Consider the following 17,040-nt stretch of genomic DNA (forward strand, 5'->3'; position numbering starts at 1 on the left):
ATAGCCCATAGCCCAAGGGGGATCGCTACATGGAATCATCCAGGTCAGGGTGATAATCTTTCCTGGGAGAGAGGTGTAGACGTAATGCGTCGTGGGTCTTCCCGGACTCAACGGGCTTGCTCAGAAAGTCATCTACGCCAGCGGCAAAACACTTTTCCTTTTCTTCTTTTAAGGCGCCGGCGGTCAGGGCGATGATGGGAACGTGCAATCCCGTTGCGGCTTCTATCTGTCGAATGCGTCGGGTTGCTCCCAGCCCGTCAAGCTCTGGCATCTGCACATCCATCAGAACCAAATCGGGCCCTTTGGTTTTATACAGTTCAACAGCTTCCAGGCCATTTGCCGCTTCAAAGATCTCTGCCCTGGGCATGATTCGTTCGATTATCCGCTTTATGAGAAGCATGTTCATTGAAACGTCTTCTGCAATCACTATCCTCACGGATTCCGTTATCTGGGTCTCTTGCGTTGCCCCCGAAACCTGTTGCGTCTGCTCGGAGATTTCCCTCTCCGGCTCATGCAGATTACGAAGGTAACTGAATAAATCGCTACTCTTCACCGGTTTGCTCAAGCGGTAGCGCACACCCAGTTCATCGCACGCCTTGTACATCTCTGGATCTTCCGAGGATGAGTGAAGCAGGATTATCGGCTGTTTTGTGGCGCTCAGCTCCAGTTTTTCACGAATCCTGCGGATAGTTTCAAGCCCGTCAATGTGGGGCATATTGTAATCACAGATGATCACATCAAAGGGCGGGGATGTTTCCAGTCGTTCGAGTGCCTCGAGGCCGTTATCGCAGGAGTCGGTTTCTATGTGCCACTGCTCCAGCATATGTTCCAGAATCAGCCGATTATTGGCATTGTCGTCGATGATTAAACATCGCTTCACCTGTTGAATCCGGGTAGCATCAAGCGGTTCGCCATCTTCAACGGCGGTGCAAATATCAAAAGAAAAGGTCGTGCCCACATCGGGTGTGCTCTTGACAGTAATTGTACTCCCCATCTTTCCGGCTATCATCTGGGAAATGATCAGCCCCAGCCCGGTGCCGCCGAAGGTGCGGGTGGTGGAGCTGTCGGCCTGGGAGAAGGCCTTGAAGAGCTTTTCCTGCTGAGTGTCGCTGATTCCAATGCCTGTATCCCGTACGGAAAAGAAAATTTGTCCCCTTCCGTGGTCCATCTTCTGGAATCCAACTTTGAGCTCAACTTCTCCTTCTTTAGTGAACTTGACCGCGTTCCCCAAGAGATTAGCCAGAATTTGTTTGAGGCGGACAGGATCAACAAGAGCAAAGCGGGGCATGGTCAGATCAATGTTCAGAAGCACCTCGAGATTCTTTTTTCCCGCGGCGAGTTTCACGATATCCACGCTGTTTTCCAGAAGCTCAATCATGTCGGTTTTGACAGTTTCCAGTTCCAGCATACCCGCTTCTATTTTGGAGAAATCCAGAATGTCGTTGATGATCCCGAGCAGGGTGTGACCAGACACGTTGGCGCTGCTCACATACTGCTGCTGCACCGGGCTAAGCGGTGTATTTTTCAGCAGGTCAGTGAAGCCGATAACGCCATTGAGGGGTGTGCGAATCTCATGGCTCATATTGGCCAGGAATTCCGATTTTGCCGTGCTGGCGGCCTCGGCCTGCTCCCTGGCGATTTGCAGGTCCATTTCCGCACGCTTGATTTTTCCGGTAAGGATAATCCCCAGAAAGGTGATGAAGAAGGCAAAAATGACAAGGGCAAGGTCTATCACCCGTTGACGGGCAATCATGGTGTCATTTCCCTGCTGATACAAACCCGTGACAAGGTGAAACTCGTCTTTCAGCGCCATGGCTGCATCGGTGATCCTTCGCAGATATTTCTCCTCCCCTGGTTCCTGGAGGAGCAGGATCGTGCTTTGAATGTAGGAACCTACCTGATCTTCCATGCCAATCAGGTAGTCCCGGATTTCCGGAAGGTGATTTGGTGCAAGCTGCAGCGCCCTGTCTCCGTACCTCAGGGCTCGGGCAAACTGCCGGTAGATGGAAATCTCCTCCTCCAGAATAGATGCCAGCGAGTGCTGAACCTCTGGATGTTCCTCTGCCGTGGCGCTCGAGTGGAGTTGCTGGGCATAATTTGCGATCAGCATGGTGCGCATGCGCTGAGAACCAGCCATGTTAATCGCCTCGCTGAAGAAGGAGCGCTCCGGGCTTCTGTAAATCGAGTATCCGATGCCTGCAATGAAGGGTAAAAATGATAATACCAGAACCAGCAGGTTCTTTGTGGCAATTGATTTATGTTTCATACATCGTGTTTCATGGGGGAAAATCCTGATTTTTACAATCAGCCTAGTAAAGGTGGTGAGTATACTGCAATTTTTCCCTCATGGTAACAGCTTTTTCGGCTTCTGTCCGTTCCCCCCACCCCCCCAGGCCGACACCGCCACAACCAGATAGGCGCCACAGGAAAGAAACCAGGCCCCTTCCAGGCCAATCCGTGCACATACGAGGGTTGTCACCGCCGCAGCGGCCACGGAGCAGGAGCTGTCAATGGCGCAGGCCCAGGGAAGGTGGTCCGTGTGCGATACGGAAAGACGCCGCAACCCCAGGGGAAAGATCATTCCCATCACCAACCCTGCCGGAACAAGAGCCGCTGCCAGAATGCCAAGCCCCAGCGCCGAAGATGAGCCCAGTGCAGCGGCTGTCGCGAACCTCCCCAGACGTGCCCGTACCAGGATGAGTCCTGCCGCAGCCAGAGCCGTCCCCGCCAGAACAGGTCGGGTGGGTTGTACACGCCGGGAGAGAAAGCTTCCCGTTCCCGAGCTTGTCAGCAGGAGGGTGAGCACCACAGCGGTCGCTTCCAGGTGGTTTCCCAGGGGCAGCAGGGTCTCCTGGATCAGGGCGATTTCGGCGACAATGAAGCCTGTTCCTGTTCCTGCAAAATAAAGAAAGGTCCAGAATTTTCTCTCTGATCGCCAGCGTTTCCGTCCGCACAGGGGGGCTGCCACCAGAATCAACGCCGCCACCACAGCCTGAAGAGCTGTGAGGAGGGCCACGAAAAATCCGAGCTCGAAGTAGGGGAGGGCCGCCGTACCGGCGAAGGCCGCGAGGCGGGGAACTGCCCGAAAGTCGAGAAACTGAAAGAAGAACGGAGCTGTATCGCTTCGGGGCGAGATGTCGAACCAGTAATCCCTGAGCTCCGGGGACTCCCGAGAGTCCAGAATTGCATCAAGGTTCTCAAAGAAGCCCCCCTCTGCCCTCCGGTGAAACCGTCCGCGTTCACCTGGGTCCAGACCGGACAGGATTAGCAGATCGAATCCAAGAGATTCTGCGGTGGTTCGCACTGCCTCTTTCTCCTCCGGGGAAAAGGGTTCTTTGCTGACCAGAACGGTGGCGGTGTTCCAGCTTTGAATCGCAGCGATGTGATCTGCTGCCGGGGTGTGTCCCTCCGCTTCCAGGGCCGCGACCCAGGTTGTCAACAACCGCAGGGAGATCGAGGGAGGATCCTCCAGCCAGAGGGTTGTACTGACCATTCCCCGGGGACTCAGGCGGCGCAGCATCGCCTGAAGCGCCTCCCGGGTGTAGTCGTAGCGGGGGCTCATGGCTTCTGTTCCAGAGGTCCCCCCGAATCGTCCCAGGTGAGGCGTCACAATAAGATCGTAGTAATCTGTTTTCCGGTTTGGCGAGCTCTGGCCTGGCGGTTTCCGGCGCTCTAGCCAAGGTCGTATTGCCAGGGAGGTGGTGGATATTCGAGGGTCCTGGTAAAGGTGGTCTATCCATTGAGGGTGCGTTTCGCGCAGGAGGCGCAGAGCCGGTTTGTGGGATTCCTGGAGAGTGACCTCCTGAACCCCTCGTGCAAGGGCGTGGGCTGCATCGTTGCCTGTTCGCCCCCCCAGGAGTGCCACCCGCCGGGGAGGGCGAACCTCGTAGGGAATCACCCGGGTGGTGTAGTCCAGAAGGGTTCGGCTCTCTTCTCCTGTCTTTTCTGCGCCAGCGCTCCCGGCGGTTCCCGGAAGAGAGCCGAAATAGTCTCCGTCATTGAACAGTACCGGTCTTTGGGGCGGTTCATCCAGAAACTGAAGACTCAGTCCCGGAGCGTAGCGCAGGGCCGGGGCCTGGACCACTGTCAGGTGTCCCTGGGGGGTCGATTCGCTGTAGAGAATCCGGGCCTGAGGGAGCTGGAGTGCTGCACTGATATCCTTGTATTGCGAGGGATCGGGAAGCCCGGGAAGGATCAGGGCTGTTCCTGTGAGGAGTATTGCCAGAGTTCCTGGCAGAAGCAAAGCCAGGGTCTGCGAACGCCTTTGGAGAGGGTGGTTTCCGGCAAGAGCGGCAGGCAGGAGCAGTATAGCGCCTGCCAAGGGAAGCAGCGCCGTGAGTCCCGGCAGCGAGGCCAGGGGAAACCACCCCAGGGCGGTCAATCCCAGGAGAGCTCCCGCAGCTGATCCTCCAAGATTGGTGGCGTAGAGCGCTCCGATTCGTTCCGGGGTGCGGAGGAACAAGAGCGTTATGGCCAGGCCTGCGAAGAAGAAGGGCAAGGCGTAGAGGATATAGGTTCCTGCCAGCAGGATTCCCTGGAAGGGATCAAAGAAGATAAGGAAGAGATCGAAATGTCCCGAGACCCTGGTAAGGGGAGTGGTGGCAGCCATGGTTGAGCAGGCAAGAAACAGGAGACAGACCAGCGCTCGGGGGCAGGAACGAAGCAGGAAGGTCTTTCCCAGAAAGGCAACAGTCCCGGCTGCGCCGAAGCCCAGCATGGCCGCCGAGATAACCAGCCCCGTAAAAGGGGCCCCCTGGGCGGCAGAAAGGAGTCTCATCAGGACTAACTGAAAGGCGATTACCGCAGCCGAGAGAAGGGCCAGTGCGGGGAGTGCTCCGGGGATTTTATTCGGGACGGACAAAGGGAACAAACCGCACGGGCAGAATCTGTTCGGTCCGAAAGGCCTCCCCCTCGCGGTGGACCAGGGTCAGAACTTGTGTGCGGAAGGGTGATCCCACGGGAATGATCATCGTTCCCCCCGGGGCCAGTTGGGAGAGCAGGGGAGGGGGAATGGAGGCCGCCGCAGCGGTGACCACGATCGAGTCGAAGGGAGCCGCCTCGTCCCAGCCGTAATAGCCGTCACCTCTGGCCGTTTTTACCTGGTGGTAGCCGGCGTTTCTCAGGTTGCCTGCTCCCCACTCTGCCAGGGCTTCCACAATTTCGATGGTGTAGACGTGGTCGGTTATCTCCGCCAGGATCGCCGCCTGGTAGCCCGAACCGGTGCCGATTTCCAGTATCCGATGCCCCGGCTCGGGTTCGATAAGCTCCGTCATAAGCGCCACAATATAGGGTTGAGAGATCGTCTGGCCGTGGCCGATGGGCAACGGGCGGTCGTCGTAGGCTCGCTGGAGGTGTTCTTGCCGTACAAAGCGATGCCGGGGAACGCGGGAGAAGGCCTCCAGGGTTGGTTGATGCGTGATTCCCCGATCGATCAGTTGTGTGGTGACCATTTCTTCCCTCCGGGTGCGGTGGGGGTCTGCGGCTTGGGCTGAACCTTCTCCTGCCAGGGCAGAGAGCCCCGTCAGGACCAGAATAAGGGCGCGCCGCAACAGGGCCTGTTTGTGCTGGAGTATGGGAGCTGTGTTTGTCACGCCGCCTCCCTGTGTGTTTCGGAGCGTCTTTGTTCCCGGGATCGGACGTTCCCGGGCCTGGACGGTCCAGGGCTTGGACAAAAACCAAAACAAAAGAAGTTGGCAGGTGCTCGTGGTGAGACACCTGCCAACCGGACCAACCTCAGGCAGCCCCCGCACGGCTGGAAGCGATCCCGCCTGAGGTGTACCAGCCACGTAGTCCCTTAAGGGCAACACCGAAAAGTGTAGCACAGGATCGTCTTCATAACTACTGAAACCTGGAAGGCCTTTCGAAAAAACAAGAAACTTCTCACGGCCTCCGCCAGGGAACACCGCCAGGGCTGCCTTCGGAATTATCCCCGAATCACCCCGGGATAGTCCCTTCCGGGCTGTTGACACCTCCTCGTATTTGCGAGAGTATTAGCGCGGGCTAACTAATTATGGTAGCAGTAACATCAACGAATTCCAGCCGCACAGTTTTTTTTGCCCGCTTGATTCTCCGGACGGCAATAGGTCTGGTCTGGTTTCTCCACCACGGGAGAGTCGGTGCGAGAGGTGCCGGGGTTGCCCGGTGCGGGGGGTGTCCCCTGAAAAGCCAGTGTGGCCCCAAAGGAGCACCGCGGTGCCCATCATAAAACCTCTTGTTGCGGCCTTCGAAAAGCTCTGTGCCTCGTCGCGAACCCTCTTCTGGTGCTATGCGGCACCCTATCGCGGTGTGGTTTCCAGGGAAATATCCCTCTCGGGCATCGGGGAGGGAGATCGTGTTCTTGCCATCGGCTGCGGTTCGCTCCCTTTCACTGCGGTTCTTGTGGCCACCCTGGCCAAGGCGCAGGTGGTGGCCGTTGATATCGATCCCGTTTCGGTTCTCAAGGCCCGGGAGTTGATACAACGGCTGGGGCTCTCTTCCCGGATCCAGGTTCTTGCCGGCGATGCTGCCTCCATCACGTTGCCCCAGGCCGAGGTCGCTCTCGTGGCACTCCAGGCGGCTCCCAAGAAGGAGATTCTTGATAACCTGGCCAGATCGCTTTCGGATACCTGCGGGCGGGTGCTCCTTCGTCTGCCCCGTCCAGGGCTTGAGGGACAGTACGGGCTGGATTCATCTGAGCGGTTTCTCTATTCCGCCCGGGCAGTATATCACTCCATGCCCACCTTCGATCGGTCGGTTATGGTCTCCTTCCCGTCAGAACCATCGCCTGAACAGTCGGTACAGTCGGAAAAACAGGCGGTTGTGGCGTGAGCGCACTATCTGTGAGGGTATCCTCTGAAAAAAGCAGACCGTTTCAGGGGTTGAAAGGCGGGGTGCTCCGGGGCGCCGTTCTTTTGGGGGGAGTCGCCGTACTCCCGTATCTGGTTTCACGGGAATCGCTCTGGTCGGCCCTCGAAAACCTGGGGGCCCTCTCCTGGGTTGCTCTTGCAGCGTTGCTTCTTCTGCAGGTGCTGGTTCTGGGCGTGCTTTGCGTTCAGTGGAGCCTGCTTCTGGCGTCCCGGGCTCCTTCGGGAAAGGCTTCGTGGCTGTCGGTGGTTGCTCCCTATCTGGCGGGTTCCTTCGTTGAGTCCGTGACCCCTTCGGCAAAGCTGGGCGGGGGGCTCACGCGGGGCCTTCTCTTTCAGCGGCGTTTCGGAATTCCTCCCCGGGATGTGGCCCTGGTAATCGCCCTGCAGGCAACAGTCATGGTTCTGGGGGCAGTGGTTGTGCTGGTTCCTGCGGGAATGCTCCTGGGGCGGTCGGCGGTGAACCTTCTGGGAATCTCTTCCGGGATCTCTTCGGGAATTTCCGCACCAGCCCTGGGGCTCCTGCCCGGGCTGGGCATTCTTCTTCTTGCCTGCGGAGGGGGCGCTTTCTTCCTGGTTTCGGGTTCCTCCCGGCTGCAGCGACGGAATCAGAAAGGGGGCTCCCCGCGCGTGATTGCGAGAAGAACCCTGATGGTTGCAACGGCTCTGGCCGCCGCAGTGTGGGTGCTCTATCCCGTGAAGGTCTTTTGTGCTGCCTGGGCGCTGGGGGTTCCCGTTGCATTCTCGGTAATCCTGGTGGCCACGTTCAGCGCGTATCTGGCGGGGCTCCTTCCTCTCACGCCGGGAGGGTTGGGTAGCTACGAGGCGGTAATGACTCTGGTTCTGGTCCGGTCAGGGGTTCCAATGGATCGGGCGCTGGCCGTGACGATGCTTTCCCGTCTGGTGAGTTTCTGGTGGCCCCTGGCTCTCTCGGCTGTGGCGGGGGGCTTTCTTCTGATCAAGCCGGGGACCTTCCTTCCCACCGGAACAGAACGAACAATAGCTGAGACAAAGGAAGTGACAATGGGTTCTTTTTTTCTTCCTGCGGTGGTACGCTTGGAACGGCTCGCGGCTGGAAACAGTGTGGCCGGGGCCTTGTATCATCGGTGTTTCTACAGGAAAATCATCGATATCGAGATATCGGCTGCCCAGATGCGGCCCGGCTCGCGGGTGTTGCAGCTTGGTTGCGGGCCGTTTCCCATGACGGCGATCGCTCTGGCCGAGCGGGGGTATCGTGTTACCGCTGTGGACCGATGCGCCGAGACGGTGCACCGAGCCAGGCGGCTGGTCCCTCAGGCGGTACAGGTGCTCTGTGCCGACGGGTTACAACTTGATTATTCGGGCTACGATGCGGTCTTTGTGGCGTTGCACGTACAGCCCCGGCAAGATATCGTCCAACGCATTCTTGCAACGGCAGATCCGGGAACGTCCGTGTTATGTCGCAACGGACGGGGTCCTCTCTGCCGGCCCTACGGGCGGGTGACGCCCGATATTACCGACGGTGCTGTGTCTGGCTGGAGCCGGCCGCTACCGGGAACAAAGGAGCTGGTGGTGCTCAAGAAGAAGCGATCTCAGGTGAAAGCCTATCCCAAGGTTAACAGCATGGAAGATAGTTGCCCGAAAAATAACGGGGATAATCATAACAGCACCTGCTGGAAGGAAGATCTTGCCAGTGTGTGCAGGCTCTGCGATCTGGCTCCCTGTCAGGGAGGGCAGATCGCGGCTATACCCGATTTACCCATGCTTGCTGCCATGGGGTTGCGTCCCGGCAAGGACTGTACCATTCTGGCTATCCAGCCCTGGGGTGGTCCCGTGATCTGCTCCATCGGGGGGCGCCATATTGCGCTGGAGCGGGCGGTTGCAGAAGACATCACCGTCTCCTCGGCCTCCGTATCGGCGGCGGACGCCGCACGGGCCGGCTCATCGGGGGCTGATTCTGCCAGTCAGGAAGGATCTCTCGTCTCCTGATGGCCTGTCATACTCCAGCACGGCCAACTCCGCACGGTCACAAGGAGGTTCTGCTTATAGGGCCTCCCAACGTGGGAAAGAGTGTCATCTTTAATCAGCTCACCGGCATGAACGTCTCCATGGCAAATTACGCCGGGACAACTGTGGATATCGCCCGGGGAACGGGCCGGTTCGGTGAGTTTCCTGTTTCACTGGTGGATCTTCCCGGTACTTATACCCTGGCGGCTTCTAACCAGGCCGAAGAGGTTGCCACGGATATGCTGGCGGGTCCCGCCGACCTGGTGCTGATTGTGGCCGACGCAGTCCATCTGGAAAGCAGCCTTTTCCTCATCTTGCAAGTTCTGGAAGCCGGCCACCCCTCAATTGTGATCCTGAACCGCATTGATGTGGCTCTGCGTCGGGGAATCTCGGTTGACGCCGGGCTTCTGGCGGAGCGTCTGGGGGTGCCGGTGGTTCCCACCGTTGCGGTCCGGTCCGAAGGGTTCGATGCACTTCGTGAGGAGGTGGTTCAGATCCTGAGAGATCCCCGCGAGCCGAAGCCCCTGCAGGGAGACCCCTGGGAGATCGCCGAGGACCTCTGCCGTGTGGTACAGCACGCCCCGGCGGGGGACGATTCGGACCTCCACGATCTGCCGCCTCACGGTGCACCTCCGCACCCCCGGCGACGCATACGCTTTGGCGAGAACGCGCTGATCCAGCCCTGGCCTGGCCTCCTGATAGCGGCCGTGGCCCTTCTGACCGCCGTAGGAGTGATCGTCGGGCTTGGAATGGGGATGCGTCAGATTCTGCTCCTTCCCCTGGTGCGGGGGTATCTCTTTCCGTTCCTCCGGAGTCTGGTGACAGCTCTGGTGGGACAGGAGATGATCCGGAACATTCTTATTGGAGAATACGGGCTGCTGATCAAAGGCATTGAGTGGCCCTTCACGCTGGTGCTTCCCTACGTGATCTCCTTCTATCTGGTAATCAGCATCATGGAGGACACGGGGTATCTGCCCCGTTTTGCCGTGCTCCTCGATGGAGCCTTTGGCAAGATCGGCCTTCGCGGGTCTCACAGTATTTCCCTTCTTCTGGGGTACGGTTGTGCGATTCCGGGGATACTTTCTTCCCGGGCCATGGGGTCCCGCAAGGAACGGATAATTCTTGCCACCATGATCTCCCTGGCGGTGCCCTGTATTTCCCAGACCGGAGCGATCTTCGCCCTCCTGGCGGAGGCGAGTCTTCTTCTTGTGCCAGTCATCTTTCTGCTCTCCTTTGCGGTGATGATCGGCGCGGGATTGATTCTGGATCGCCTCGTTCCGGGAACCCGATCCCGCCTGGTCTACGAGATGCCGGTTCTCCTGGTTCCTCAAAGGCGGGTAATCCTCCGCAAGATGATCGGACAAATCCGCCATTACATCATCGATGGGGCTCTGCCCATGGTTGTCGCTGTGGGGATCGCCTCGGTTCTCTACGAAACGGGAATCCTGGCCTACTTGGGACGGTTCTTTGCTCCCCTGGTCACGGGGTGGCTTCGCCTTCCCGAAGAGGCTGCCGTGCCGCTTGTGCTTGGGGTGGTCCGTCGGGAGCTCACGGTATTGCCCTTGCTGGACATGGGATTATCGCCGGTGCAACTTCTGGTGGGAGCCTCGGTGGGGCTTTTCTACGTGCCCTGCATAGCTGTTGTTGCCACCTTGAGCAGGGAGTTCGGGGTCAGGATTGCCTTCGGCCATCTCCTTCTGACGGTGGCCACGGCCTTTCTGGTGGGAGGGTTCATCGCCCGGGTGGGGGCGCTTTTTTAGTCTTGTGCTACCGCTCCACATGGAAAGAGAACCTGGAGGGAGCAGCTTGGGAGGAACAGCACAGAGGCAGAGGATAGCGCCGGATCACCCCAAAGGGCAGGGGCCGCTCAAAAAAATTCTCCAGGCCAGCGCCGGCTCCTGATCCCGCAAAGAGATACTCCAGACACCGCAATACCCCCTCGTGGGTAACCGCCAGGGTCGGGGTGTCTCCGGGAAGATCGGCGCAGAAGGCGCGCACCCGTTCAATCATCATCGGCAAACTTTCTCCTCCAGGGGTTGGATGGGTCTGCCAGTTCTCCATCCAGGGGTGCGTCTCCTCCCGGGGAATATCCTCCCAGGGGCGGCCATCCCAGAGGCCGTAGTCAAACTCCAGGAGCTGGGGATCTTCCTGTACAGCGTACCCCAGGGCTGATCCAAGATCACCTGCGAGGATGCGGCACCGTTCCAGGGGGCTGGTATGGATGATCGCCCCTGCCAGGGGGATTTTTCGCAGGTTTTCCAGGATCACCTTTCGTTCCTGATCATAACTTTCTGCCAGAGGAAGGGGCGTGCGCCCCAGGCACATCCCTGGGGGTTTCTCCACCCGGGTATGCCTGATCGCAACCAAAAGGGGGGATTCATCCTGGCGGGGGTGGATTGGGGTGTTCACAGGAGCAATGCCGCCGCCAGGAGGGTCAGCTCCGAGACCTGCTCGGTTGCGCCCAGGGTATCTCCCGTGTATCCGCCCAGATGCTTTCGAAAGAAGAGGGCGGCCAGGGGGACCAGAAGCATCAATGTGCAGAGGCCCAGGAGCCCCGCGCGTCCCCTCAAAGCCATCGTGACTCCCGTGGTAATAGCCAGGGCCAGGAGGACGCTCGTGGGGCTGACTCCTTTGCTGATCGGTTTCGCCTTGCTCAGCTCGTCGGCCCGGACATAGGGAAGGAGGGCGATCACCAGGACAGGCGCAAACCGTGCGCCCACGTGGACCGCGATAATTGTCTGGACCATGCCCTCGGCGGGCAGTGCCAGAAGCAGATGGAAGCGCAGAAGCAGGGCCAGAACCAGCGTGATAAGCCCGTAGGTTCCCACACGGCTGTCCTTCATGATTTCCAGCTTCTGTTCCACCGTCCAGCCGCCGCCAAAGCCATCGGCGGTGTCGGCCAGGCCGTCCTCGTGAAACGCGCCGGTGCAGAGGACCGCGGCGGCCATGCTCAGGAGAATCGCCACGGCGGGAGGAAAGAAAAGATGAGCTCCCCACCAGACAGCGGCGGCCAGGCCTCCCGTGATCAGCCCCATGGCGGGGAAGTAGGCCGTGGCCGGGCCCAGGAGGTGTGTCTCGGCCATCACCCGTGACGAGACGGGAATGCGCGTGTAAAACCCCAGGGCAACGAGAAACAGTTTTAGCTGCCGAGGCAGCCGCACGGGACGATCGTAGCGGTTCATGCCTCAGGAGTATAGCAGGTTTCGCGGCTCAGGCCGACCGGGCGGCCCCATTCAGGTTAAACGGTTCCAGGACTCGTTCCAGGACTCCCTGCATGTGCGATATGGCCACCCCGTAATTTGTCACGCCCACTCCGGCCAGGCGGGCATCTTCCAGGCGGGCCAGCATCTGTGGCCGGGTAATCATGCACCCCCCGCAATGGATGATCAGATCGTAGCAATCAAGCTCTTCGGGGAAGGTTCCGCCCGTTACTTCCAGGTGATGCTCTTTCCCGGTGTAGGCCCGTATCCATTTGGGCAGCTTCACCCGGCCGATGTCGTCGCACTGAACCTGGTGGCTGCAGCTCTCGGTGATAAGGATTCGTGAGCCTGCGGGAAGACGATCCAGAAGATAGACGCTCTCCACAAAAGCGGGGAGGTCTCCCTTGAGACGGGAAAAGAGGATCGAGAAGGTGGTGAGGGGCACCTCGGGAGGGAGTAGCGCTGCTGCCCGGTCCACCACCTGGGAATCGGTTATCGCCAGATCGGGGGGGTGCTTCAGCTGGTCCAGCACCCAGGGCAGCTCCTGATCCTTCACCACCAGTGTTGCAGCGTTTCCGTCGAGGACCTCGCGGATCGTCTGGACCTGAGGCAGAATGAGGCGTCCCGCCGGAGCCTCCAGATCGATGGGGACGATCAGAAGCACCAGGCGAGCAGGCCCGATCAGCCCCTCCAGAAGCTGCCGGCCCCCTCGCTTCTCCTCTTTTTGCCGGGCAGATTCAAGAATTCGGGCCAGCTCATCCCGGAGCTCCCATACTCCCTCGCCCGAAGCTGAGGAAACTACGGCGGGCGGGCGGCCGGTGATCCGCTGCAACTCCCGAAGAAACTCCTGTCCGGGTCTGGTGGTGTCGCTGTGGGTCACCACCGCCAGGGTAGTCCGCTGGCTCGCGCAGGATACGAGATGGTCCAGATCTTCCGTGTCCCAGCGGTCGGGGTGTATCGTGTAGAGCGTCAGATCGCTCCCTGCCACGGCGGTACGGGTTTTTTTGTTCCTGGCAGACCCCAGGGCACCTCGATCGTCCAGACCGGCCGTATCCACATACACCACGGGTCCAAAGGGCAGAAGTTCCGACGAGCGGAGTACGGGATCCGTTGTGGTTCCTCGGGTGGGCGAGACAATAGCCAGATCCTGACCCACCAGGGCGTTCATCAGAGCCGATTTTCCGGCGTTGCACTTTCCTGCCAGGACAATGTGGGGCCGCATGGCCCTGGGAGTTCCCTGTGGTCCTCTGCTCATGGGGTTTCCTCGGTGAGGGCCGTGCCGGGAAGACTCTGAAGCCCCGTTTTCACCGTCACACCGGGCAACGCTCCAAGCTTTCCGCTGAGAGAGCCCATCTCGTCGGTGGTGGCGCGAACGATGAGGGTTATGATCGAGATTGATCCTTCCTCAAGGTTGGGAAGACCCAGACGTCCAACAATGCAGTCGGCATGAGCCGAAAGGATCTGGTTTATCCGTGCTCCCAGGCGGTGGCGGTTTTCTACGATAATGCCCACAAAGCCGTAGCGCTTGTTTTGTTCAGCCCTTGTTTCCATGGTGGCTCCCTCCTGTTCGGGATGGTTCAGGTGATGTCTGATCCTTGAGTGATTCATCTTCATTGGAGGCTCCGGATTCAGCAGGAGATTCTTCCCGCAGAACCTGATAATCCCGGGTTTGCACGCCAAGGAGAGCTGCTACTGCAGCGGTCCAGGTCGAGACGTTCCGGGGATCTTCAACCAAAGGAGACGAGTGGGGAAGAGGATAGTGGTTGCCCAGGACACCTGTAGCGTAGGCGTCAAAGAGATCGCCTTCTCTCCGGAGCGGCAACCCGGCAATCTCTTCCAGGTGGTTTAGAAAATTCTCCGCCTCTGGTGGCGTCTTCCGGGGCTGCCAGAACGAGCAGTGACCCACTGGAAAGGGAGTATCGGGCGAGTAGAGGAGATCCTGAAGAAACTCAAGTCCCGCCGAATCCCCCCCGGGAGGAACCCGGTAAAAGAGAATCGGTTTGGCAGGATCAAGGAACCGGAGTATTACCCCGGGGATCGTCTCCGAGGGCTCCCTGGCTGCGGGTATCCTCTCCATCATCACTAAATCACCTGTTTCCAGAGAGGGGGCAAAGAGGGTGAACTCGAGCTCAGTCATGGAATACTCCTTCCTTCCGCCGGGCGTGGGGGGCGTCTCCCCAGGAATGATACGACACAGGGCGCCGGGCCCAGGCCGCACGGCGGGGAGTACAGGAAATGCACTCCCGAGCCGTCTCCTCCACGCAGGGTTTTCCCTGGTAGAGCTGGTAGGCCCTGCGCTGACCACCGGGAGTAACGATTGGCATTAGTACGTTGGCGCCAAAGGCGAGTCCCTGTTCCCGTCCTGTCGGTGAAAGGGCCTGCAGGGCCGTGGCGGCAGCGATATTCACATCCCTCAAAACGAGTCGTGTGGCGGCGATCATCCGCAGGGAGAGGCGCAATCGTTCTGCACCGCTGGTGTCGGGCAAAAGTCCCTGGCGGTGCATCTCCTCCCGGGCGCTGCCTGCAGCCTCAATATAGGGCCCCATGCCGATCATGTCGGCATCGATCTCCCGGAAAAACATGATATCCCGGGCCAGATCCCGTGAGGTTTGGCCCGGAATGCCGATCATCACGCCCGTTCCAACCTGGAACCCTTCGGCCCTGAGATCTTCCAGTGCCTGGAGTCGCCGCTCCAGGGGCTGTTCCGGGGGGTGGAGTCGGGCAAAGAGGCGAGGGTTGCTGGTCTCGACCCGCAGGAGATAGCGGTGTGCTCCGGCGTCAAAAAAACGCCGGTAGGTCTCCCGGGTTTGCTCTCCCACGGAGAGGGTAATTCCCAGCCCCCGGGGAAGATCGGGAGTGACCGTTTCCTCCTTTATCCGTCGCAACACCCCTTCGACAAAATCGATAAAAGGTCGGTCCCGGCGTTCTCCTGCCTGGAGGGTCATGGAGCCGTATCCCTCCTGCAGGCAGAGACGAGCCCCTTCCAGGATTGCCTCCTCGGAAAGATCGAACCGGACAAGAGGGGCTCCCTGGTCATCGCTCCTGCTGGAGCGACGAATCCCGCAGTAGTAGCAGTCGCTGGTGCACCGGTTGGAAAACTCCAGGAGCCCCCGAAGGCGGACCTCTTCTCCCACCTCATCGGCCATGACCTGCCGTGCCCGGGCTGCCAGGGCGGCGTCTCCTCCCGGCCAGCGGCCCAGAAGAAGTTCTTCCAGCTCCTCCAGGGAGAAGGTTCCCCGGGGAACAATCGTATCAGACATAGAGATCCCTCGCGCCTTCGCTGGTTCGCTTGTAATAGTCCAGAAACTTTGTGTGCAACGCAGGCGTCCTTTGTTTTGCTCCCGCCAGCTCCTGCTGGATCAATGCCTCGCCGATCTTTCTCGTTTCGGGGGTAGCGAAATCGTCGAGCCACTCCCGGAAGGTTATAATCGCGTTGAGTTTACAGTAGTTTCCCTCGCTGCAGCTCCGCAGAAGACGCATGATTCGCTCTCCCCGGCGGCCGATCCGGTATCCGGCGGTGCAGAAGCTGCTGATGAACCCCAGGGAGGCCAGATCCCGAACCAGCTCCTCCACCGTGCGGGGGTCCCCCAGGAGAAACTGCTGTTCTTCTTCTTTTTGGCTGTAGGCGTCCCGGCCGGCCTGATCTCCCTTTGCAGGCTGCTCCGAGGGGATCGCCCCGAGGTCATTCTGGTGGCCGGAGCTGTAGGCTCCCAACCCTATTCTGGTGGAGGCATCCATCTGGGTTATGCCCCGAAGCACCGCCTGATTCCGGATGTCCCGGGTTTCCCGGGCGGTACAGATGAGCCCTGTGTAGGGCACGGCCAGGCGAAGGACGGTGATGATCTTCAGAAAATCGGCATCGCTCACGGCGTAGCGGCTTGAGCGAGTCAGGGGCGCGTTATGAGCCGGTTCAAGACGGGGAAAACTGATGGTGTGCGCGCCGATCCCGCAGTCGGTGCTTTCCAGGGCCCGGACATGGCTCAGGAGCCCCATAACCTCGAACTTCCAGTCGTAGAGGCCGAAAAGCACGCCCAGCCCCACATCGTCCACCTGGGCATCCTGCGCCCGGTGCATCGCGTAGAGCCTCCAGCGGTAGTCTGCCTTGAGACTCTTCGTTCCGTGAACGCGGCGGTAGGTGTCGCGGTGGTAGGACTCCTGAAAGACCTGGTACGTTCCCAGGCCGACCTCGCGGAGCCGTTTCAGGGAGGTGATATCCAGAGGCGCGCAGTTCACGTTTACCCGGCGGATATTGGCGTGGCCCCGACGAGTAGGGACGCGCACACCATAGACGGCGTTGATGCTTTCCTCAAGATAGTCGATGTCGGTGAGGGGGTGCTCGCCGTAGACCACGACCAACCGCTTGTGGCCGAAAGACCCCGCCAGGGCCGATGCCTCGCGGCGAATCTCTTCCATGGTCAGGTGCCGCCGGTGCATCTCGGTGTTTTCCCGGCGAAAGCCGCAGTAGCTGCAGCTGTTCACGCAGTGGTTTGCCATATAGAGGGGCGCAAAGGTGACGATCCGGTTGTCGTAGACCTTGAGTTTTATCTCCAGCCCGGTCTGGGCCATCTCTTCCAGCATCTCCGGGTCTTCCACGTTCAGAAGAACCGCCGTTTCCCGGGGTGTCAGGGTCTGAATAGCCCGGGACTTGTCCAGGATATCTCGCACGGTCCGGGGATCGGGGTTTCGCGTCTCTTCCAGGGCACGAAAGATCGCCTGCTCATCAATAAAGTCCTGGCCCTGGCTGTCCAGGTATTTCTCTACTTCTTGGGGTTTTACAATGCTCCGGGACCACTGGAGGTCGCGGGCTGGGGCTGAGATCGCCATGGCACATCCTCTCGATAAAACTGTTGTGTGTTTCAGGAGAGTCCCTTTTCCCTTGGGGATGCCCCGTGGGATCAGTACAATCCAGACGCCTTGGAGCTGTTCCTGGCAACTTCGGCGCACCGGAGTCGGAACGGTTCCTCAGCTATTCCTCTTCGATCATTACACCATCCATCGAAGGTATTGTCAAT

General features: G+C 59.5%; 13 protein-coding genes. 3 read left to right on the forward strand and 10 right to left on the reverse strand.

What is annotated here, in order from left to right:
• Window positions 1-25: 25 nt before the first annotated feature.
• The 3 genes from BW950_RS03515 to BW950_RS03525 form a co-directional block, all read right to left on the reverse strand.
• Entirely contained in the window at window positions 26-2,266 is a 2,241-nt protein-coding gene (locus tag BW950_RS03515; protein ID WP_076487905.1) for a response regulator, read from the reverse strand.
• Between the two features lie 78 nt (window positions 2,267-2,344).
• Complete coding sequence (locus BW950_RS03520; protein WP_143559110.1) at window positions 2,345-4,777, reverse strand: spermidine synthase family protein; 2,433 nt, start codon at window positions 4,775-4,777, stop codon at window positions 2,345-2,347.
• A gap of 67 nt (window positions 4,778-4,844) precedes the next feature.
• Window positions 4,845-5,591, reverse strand: a complete 747-nt coding sequence (locus tag BW950_RS03525; RefSeq protein WP_200796781.1) for a protein-L-isoaspartate(D-aspartate) O-methyltransferase — start codon at window positions 5,589-5,591, stop codon at window positions 4,845-4,847.
• 601 nt (window positions 5,592-6,192) lie between these two features.
• Here BW950_RS03525 and BW950_RS03530 point away from each other — a divergent pair.
• The 3 genes from BW950_RS03530 to BW950_RS03540 are packed head-to-tail and all read left to right on the forward strand — an operon-like array spanning window position 6,193 to window position 10,588.
• A complete protein-coding gene (locus BW950_RS03530) occupies window positions 6,193-6,807 on the forward strand; it encodes an SAM-dependent methyltransferase (RefSeq protein WP_076487906.1) in 615 nt (204 codons plus the stop codon).
• An 11-nt stretch (window positions 6,808-6,818) separates the two neighbouring features.
• On the forward strand, window positions 6,819-8,810 hold the full coding sequence (locus BW950_RS03535; protein WP_159438708.1) for a flippase-like domain-containing protein: 1,992 nt from the start codon (window positions 6,819-6,821) through the stop codon (window positions 8,808-8,810).
• Window positions 8,810-10,588 carry a ferrous iron transporter B gene (locus BW950_RS03540; protein ID WP_076487908.1) on the forward strand — a complete coding sequence of 593 codons (1,779 nt, stop codon included), beginning with the start codon at window positions 8,810-8,812 and terminating at the stop codon, window positions 10,586-10,588. Before BW950_RS03535 ends, BW950_RS03540 begins: the two co-directional genes overlap by 1 nt.
• A gap of 7 nt (window positions 10,589-10,595) precedes the next feature.
• Here the strand turns inward: BW950_RS03540 and BW950_RS03545 are convergent, their stop codons facing one another.
• Genes BW950_RS03545 through hydG form a run of 7 tightly spaced genes read right to left on the reverse strand, consistent with a single transcriptional unit; the run spans window position 10,596 to window position 16,852 of the window.
• Window positions 10,596-11,237, reverse strand: coding sequence for a histidine phosphatase family protein (locus BW950_RS03545; RefSeq protein WP_076487909.1), 642 nt, complete (start codon window positions 11,235-11,237; stop codon window positions 10,596-10,598).
• Window positions 11,234-12,010, reverse strand: coding sequence for an adenosylcobinamide-GDP ribazoletransferase (locus tag BW950_RS03550; protein ID WP_076487910.1), 777 nt, complete (start codon window positions 12,008-12,010; stop codon window positions 11,234-11,236). The genes BW950_RS03545 and BW950_RS03550 overlap by 4 nt, the downstream gene beginning before the upstream one ends.
• A 28-nt stretch (window positions 12,011-12,038) precedes the next feature.
• Window positions 12,039-13,283 carry a [FeFe] hydrogenase H-cluster maturation GTPase HydF gene (hydF, locus tag BW950_RS03555; protein ID WP_076487911.1) on the reverse strand — a complete coding sequence of 415 codons (1,245 nt, stop codon included), beginning with the start codon at window positions 13,281-13,283 and terminating at the stop codon, window positions 12,039-12,041.
• Window positions 13,280-13,579, reverse strand: coding sequence for a TM1266 family iron-only hydrogenase system putative regulator (locus BW950_RS03560; protein ID WP_076487912.1), 300 nt, complete (start codon window positions 13,577-13,579; stop codon window positions 13,280-13,282). The genes hydF and BW950_RS03560 overlap by 4 nt, the downstream gene beginning before the upstream one ends.
• On the reverse strand, window positions 13,563-14,165 hold the full coding sequence (locus tag BW950_RS03565; RefSeq protein WP_076487913.1) for a hypothetical protein: 603 nt from the start codon (window positions 14,163-14,165) through the stop codon (window positions 13,563-13,565). The genes BW950_RS03560 and BW950_RS03565 overlap by 17 nt, the downstream gene beginning before the upstream one ends.
• Complete coding sequence (hydE, locus tag BW950_RS03570) at window positions 14,158-15,288, reverse strand: [FeFe] hydrogenase H-cluster radical SAM maturase HydE (protein ID WP_076487914.1); 1,131 nt, start codon at window positions 15,286-15,288, stop codon at window positions 14,158-14,160. Before hydE ends, BW950_RS03565 begins: the two co-directional genes overlap by 8 nt.
• A complete protein-coding gene (hydG, locus tag BW950_RS03575) occupies window positions 15,281-16,852 on the reverse strand; it encodes a [FeFe] hydrogenase H-cluster radical SAM maturase HydG (RefSeq protein WP_076487915.1) in 1,572 nt (523 codons plus the stop codon). The genes hydE and hydG overlap by 8 nt, the downstream gene beginning before the upstream one ends.
• Between the last annotated feature and the right edge of the window lie 188 nt (window positions 16,853-17,040).

Origin of the sequence: Alkalispirochaeta americana (assembly GCF_900156105.1) — a bacterium.
In the GTDB taxonomy this organism is placed as follows: domain Bacteria; phylum Spirochaetota; class Spirochaetia; order DSM-27196; family Alkalispirochaetaceae; genus Alkalispirochaeta; species Alkalispirochaeta americana.